Annotated in this window: 4 protein-coding genes; 1 reads left to right on the forward strand and 3 read right to left on the reverse strand. The window is 68.0% G+C overall.

What is annotated here, in order from left to right; genetic code table 11:
- The 3 genes from JNK68_01075 to JNK68_01085 form a co-directional block, all read right to left on the reverse strand.
- Positions 1 to 1,448 (reverse strand): phosphoenolpyruvate carboxylase (locus JNK68_01075; protein MBL8538938.1); only part of this gene is annotated, 1,448 nt, incomplete at its 3' end.
- A 35-nt stretch (positions 1,449 to 1,483) separates the two neighbouring features.
- Positions 1,484 to 2,374: a succinate--CoA ligase subunit alpha gene (sucD, locus tag JNK68_01080; GenBank protein MBL8538939.1), complete on the reverse strand. Its 891-nt coding sequence runs from the start codon at positions 2,372 to 2,374 to the stop codon at positions 1,484 to 1,486.
- Positions 2,375 to 2,389: 15 nt separating this feature from the next.
- Positions 2,390 to 3,556, reverse strand: a complete 1,167-nt coding sequence (locus tag JNK68_01085) for a malate--CoA ligase subunit beta (GenBank protein ID MBL8538940.1) — start codon at positions 3,554 to 3,556, stop codon at positions 2,390 to 2,392.
- 256 nt (positions 3,557 to 3,812) lie between these two features.
- Here JNK68_01085 and JNK68_01090 point away from each other — a divergent pair.
- Positions 3,813 to 3,917, forward strand: a 105-nt coding sequence (locus JNK68_01090) for a CoA ester lyase (protein MBL8538941.1), incomplete at its 3' end; no start/stop codon positions are given.

Raw genomic sequence — 3,917 nt, forward strand, 5'->3', positions numbered from 1 at the left:
CTGCCGAAGGCGTCGCGGTCGGTCACGACGCGCATCTCGCGCACCAGCCGGAAGAGGCCGAGCGTCTCCTGCGCCGTGGGGGGAAGACCCGCCAGGTCTCGGGTCGGGACGAGCGGCCGTTCGAGCTCGGCGAGAAGCCACACGCGCCATTCGCGCGAATCGTGCGCCGGTGGCTCCGCGGTCGGGTCCGGCGCCGTGAGGCGCCAGAGGGCCTGCAGTGCTTCCGTGGTGCGCGTGGAGTTCTCGCGCAGGTCGAGGCGCGCGGTGCAGAAGCGGAAAGTCTCCACCTGACGCCGGAGCGGTCGCACCAGCGCACGCGCGAGCGTTTCCGCGCGCGCCGTCGTCAGCGCTTCTTCCATCGCGCGCAGGTCCCCGACGAGGTCGTCGGCGCTGCCGTAGCCGCTGTCGACCGGCAGCACGCCGCGCTCGGCGCAGGCGATCGTGGCGTCGAGCCGGCCGAGCATGCACATCGCGAACTGGCGGAACGGCTCGCCCGGATTGCGTGTGGCGATTGCGTCGCCGTCGCCGCTGCCGGCCAGCGACTGTTCGAGCCGGTCACGGAAATCTTCCGGCAGTGCGATGAGACGCTCGGAGAGGGAGAGCGAGCGTGCCAGATCGGCCAGGCGCTGGCGGTGTCGCTTCAGGCTCGCGAGGCGGTATTCGACGAGCGCCTCCCGGGTGACGGCATTGGTGACGAACGGGTTGCCGTCGCGGTCGCCGCCGATCCAGGAACCGAGCTCAAAGAAGGGTGGCGCTTCGAAGGTCACGCCCGGATAGTGCTCGGCGATCGCGTCCTCGACTTTGCCCAGGAGCTCGGGCACGACGTCGAACAGCGTCTCGTTGAAGAAGTGCAGACCCCAGAACACCTCCTGCGCCACCTGGGGCTTTTCCAGGCGCAACTCGCCGGTCAGCAGCAGCACCTCGATTTCGTTGCGCAGGCTGTCCTCGAGGTTGTGTCGTTCACGCGCGGTCCAGCGCGGCGACTGATAGTCGAGCAGCAGGAGGTAAATGCGGCGCAGCCGTTCCAGCACCGTGACGCGCTTCGCCTCCGTCGGGTGCGCAGTAATGACCGGCCGCACGTGCAGGCTGCGCAGCAGTGCGTGCAATGCATCCGGCCCGACACCCGCGGCCGCTGCCTCCGCCACCACGAAGTGCAGGGTGCCGGGCACGTGGCTGCGTCCGCGCTCGGCCTCGATGGCGCGCCGGCGCGCCATGCCGCCGTTCTCCTCGGCAATGTTGAGGAGCTGGAAGAGAATCCCCTGAGTCTGCAACAGCCGCGCGAGCGTCGCTGGCGGCAACACCGCGGAGGACAGTTCGCCGCGCAGCACGGCGGCCACTTCGCGTTCGTGGCGCGCGACAACCTCCAGCAGCAGGCGCGACAGCAGACCGAGTGCTTCCCGCGTCGGGCCGTCGTCCACGGCCTGCGGTGGCAGGGCTTGGGTCGTCATGTCAGGGTCCCCGTGCCGGGCGGCACGGGGTGTCCTCAGCGCCTGCGGACGAGCACCTTGGCCACCGTCCGGCCGAATTCGCTCGGCGCCGGCACGATGGTGATGTCACAGCCGCGCAGGAACTCGGTCTTCTCCGGAGCGCTTTCGCCGGCGGTCGAGATGATGGCGCCCGCGTGCCCCATGCGACGGCCCTTGGGTGCGGTCATCCCGGCGATGTAGCCGACCACCGGCTTGGTCATGTTCTCCTTCACCCAGAGCGCCGCTTCGACCTCCTGCGGGCCGCCGATCTCGCCGATCAGGAGCACCGCCTCGGTCTCGGGATCCTTTTCGAACAGCCGCAGATGATCGAGGAACGAGCTGCCGTTGATGGGGTCGCCGCCGATGCCGACACTGGTCGAGATGCCGATGCCGAGCGCCTTCATCTGCGCGGCGGCCTCGTAGCCCAGAGTGCCCGAGCGCGAGACGATGCCGACCCGGCCTTCCTGGTAGATGTGCCCCGGCATGATGCCGAGCATCGCTTTGCCGGGGCTGATGACGCCGGCGCAATTGGGGCCGCACACCAGCATGCGGTTCTCCTTCGGATAGCGGCGCAGGTAGCGCTTGACCCGCATCATGTCCTGCGCGGGGATGCCGTCGGTAATGGAGACGAGGAAGCGGATGCCGGCGTCGGCTGCTTCCATGATGGCGTCGGCGCAGAAGGCCGGCGCGACGAAGGTGATGCTGGCGTTCGCGCCGGTGGCGGCGACCGCCTCCTTGACGGTATTGAACACCGGCAGCCCGAGGTGGGTCGTCCCGCCCTTGCCGGGTGTCACGCCGCCGACGACGTTGGTGCCGTATTCGATCGCCTCCTTCGCATGGAAGGTGCCCTTTTCGCCCGTGAAACCCTGGACCAGGATGCGGCTGCTCCTGTCGATGAGAATGGCCATGTCGGTTCCTCCCGGTCAGGCCGCAGCAGCGGCAGCGACCGCCTTCTGGGCGGCGTCCGCCAGGTCTTCGGCCACGATCAGCGGCAGTCCGCTCTCGCGCACGATGTTCTGCCCCGCTTCGACGTTCGTGCCCGCCAGGCGCACGACCACGGGCAGCTTGATGTCGAGTTCGCGGAACGCCTTCACCACGCCCTCCGCCACCCAGTCGCAGCGGTTGATGCCGGCGAAGATGTTGACCAGCACGGTCTTCACGTTTGCATCGCTCAGCACCACGGAGAAGGCGTTCTTCACGCGCTCGGCCGAGGCGCCGCCGCCGACGTCGAGAAAGTTGGCCGGACTCCCACCCGCGAACTTGATCATGTCGAGTGTCGCCATCGCCAGTCCGGCGCCGTTGATGAGGCAGCCGATGTCGCCATCCAGCCCGACATACGACAGGTCGTACTGGGCCGCCGCCACCTCGCGCGGATCCTCCTGCGACGGGTCGCGCATCGCGGCGACGTTGCGCTGGCGAAAGAGCGCGTTGTCGTCAAAGGACATCTTGGCGTCGAGGGCCAGGATGCGCTCGTCCTTGGTGATCACCATCGGGTTGATTTCCAGCATGGTGGCGTCGAGCCGGCGGAAGGCACGGTAGGCGCCGAGCATGAGCTTCGTCGCGGCGGCGACCTGCTTGATGTTGAGCCCGAGTCCGAACGCGAGCTCGCGCGCCTCGAAGGCGAGCAGCCCGACCGCCGGTTCCACCACCACCTGCAGGATCTTGTCGGGATGCGAGTGGGCGAGCTCCTCGATTTCCATGCCGCCCTCGGCCGAGGCGATGATGCGCACGCGTTCGGCCTTGCGGTCGAGGACGATGCCGAAGTAGAGCTCGCGCTCGAACGGCTCGGCGACCTCGACGTAGATCCGCTGCACCGGCTTGCCTTCCGGACCTGTCTGACTGGTGACCAGGCGGGCGCCGAGCAGATTCTTCGCCGCCTCGTGTACCTCGTGGTAGGTGCGGCAGAGCTTGATGCCGCCCGCCTTGCCGCGCGCACCGGAATGCACCTGGGCCTTGACCGCCCAGTGCCAGCCGCCGAGCTCGGTCGCGCTGTACACCGCCTGGTCGGGGCTGTAGGCGGCCATTCCGCGCGGCACCGGGACGCCGAAGCCCGACAGGAGCTCCTTCGCCTGATACTCGTGAATGTTCACTCCTCCATCTCCTCGGGTCTTGTGCCCCGGCTGCGGTCGTGCGGTTGGCGCACACCGGCCGGGATCTTCGTGGTTGCTCCCCAACGGCGATTCTTCGCGAGCGCCCGCCTGCGCACAAATCAAGGTTTTTGATTCGATGCATAAGAGAGTCCGAATTTTCAGGACCGCCCGCAGCGGATAGGCTTCCATCGGCGGGGGCTATAATTCGTCTGGCAACCCCCGCGCTGCCCATAACTAAACCCGGAGAGACAACACCATGAGTTTCACCATCGTCGAGCAGGCGACACCGCGCCTGCACCGCTCCGAGCTGGCAGTGCCCGGCTCGAACCCCGCGATCTTCGAGAAGGCGGCCAAGTCCGCC

This window comes from Betaproteobacteria bacterium (assembly GCA_016791345.1).
GTDB lineage: Bacteria > Pseudomonadota > Gammaproteobacteria > Burkholderiales > JAEUMW01 > JAEUMW01.

Excerpts from the sequence above, each read along its gene's own strand:
- sucD (MBL8538939.1), bottom strand. The coding sequence starts at position 2,374 with ATGGCCATTCTCATCGACAGGAGCAGCCGCATCCTGGTCCAGGGTTTC.